This window comes from Streptomyces adelaidensis (assembly GCF_016598475.1).
Taxonomy (GTDB): Bacteria; Actinomycetota; Actinomycetes; order Streptomycetales; family Streptomycetaceae; genus Streptomyces; species Streptomyces adelaidensis.
Genome location: NZ_JAEMUX010000239.1, coordinates 1 through 1,251 on the forward strand (window position 1 = coordinate 1; position 1,251 = coordinate 1,251).

Consider the following 1,251-nt stretch of genomic DNA (forward strand, 5'->3'; position numbering starts at 1 on the left):
TCGGGAAAGTCCAGGTACTCGGGGGCCGCGCCTGCCGTCGTCACTACTGCCGCCTTCATCACTGCTCTCCTTTGACTGGGGAAACACACTGTTGTGGTCCCGCGTCGTTCCGGGCTGTTCCCCAGACGCCGACGACCGGCGATCGGATGCCGGGCGGGCCGCCGACCACGTTATGGCTACACCGTAGCCATAAATTTGCTGCCCTGGCCACCATGCCTGTGCAGAGGTGGCGCCTGTCACCAGACAGTCCAGCAGGAACCGTCGACAAACGGACGCCGCTTACGACTCGACCGCCTCGGCTGCTTCGCCACCAGTAGAGACGAGGTAGTCGGCGGCTGCCACCTGGACGGCTTCGCTCTCTATGCCCTGGCCTATTTCGCTTTCTGGACGGCCTGGACGGGCCTGACCGTCTACAGCGGCACTCATGGAGGCCGCGCCCGGACCACGACACTTCCCTTGGGCGTGGCCGGAATGGCAGTCCTCGCCGCCGCTTTCACCGGTATCCCCGCCACGCCACGAAGCGAGCCCGGGCCTCAACGCGACCTTCGCCGCCATGTACAAGGCATCCCCCTGAGCCCCCCGCGCATGAGCGGGCTGAGAAGCTGCTGCTCGGCAGCGTCTCAGCCCGCTGTTTCGCGCTCAGAACATGATGTTCGAACAGGTCCGGGTCTTCGACCCGGTCAGTCAGCCCTGGTGAGGCTCCCGTTCATTTGCATGGACTGGTCTCCCAAGACCGCGCTGGACACGACGGTGTGGTTGACGTAGTCCTCGACGTGGGTGACGTAGGAGCCCGTCTTGGGTTCGTGCCAGCGCACCATGTAAAGGCCGGGGCGGATCCGGGTGGCCGTGTAGGTGACAGTGTCAGTCTCGCCCTTGAGCGACCCTTCGGTGACAACGAAGGTCATCTGGGTCGCGGAAGTGAACGTGAGCTCCGCGGCGAACCGGCCGAGGGCGGAGTTGTCGCCGTAATCGGCCAGCCAGGTCTGACCGACGCTGGGGAGCACGGCGTCGGTCTCGACGCCGCTACCGGAGCTGTCCCGGGCAGCCACAGCGGCGGACTTCGATGCGCCGCCGGAGCCGTCGGAGGCGGCGAAGGCGGCGGTTGTGCCTGCGGCCAGAGCGAGAGCCAGCGGGACGGTGACAAGCGATGTGCGGGAGAGCTTCATCGAGATTCATCCTTCGTGGAGGGGAGCGCTGGGGTGCTGCCGTGCGGCTGACCCCAGCGCCTGTGTCGCGGTCAGAACATGCCAT

General features: G+C 66.2%; 1 protein-coding gene. It reads right to left on the reverse strand.

All coding sequences use genetic code 11. The features are described from left to right. Positions 1-680 precede the first annotated feature (680 nt). The gene (locus I8N67_RS41565) at positions 681-1,166 is read right to left on the reverse strand and encodes a MoaF-related domain-containing protein (protein ID WP_200309541.1); all 486 of its coding nucleotides are present in this window, start codon (positions 1,164-1,166) and stop codon (positions 681-683) included. Positions 1,167-1,251: the final 85 nt, after the last annotated feature.

Coding starts and splice junctions, on each gene's coding strand:
- I8N67_RS41565 (WP_200309541.1), bottom strand. CDS start 1,166: ATGAAGCTCTCCCGCACATCGCTTGTCACCGTCCCGCTGGCTCTCGCT.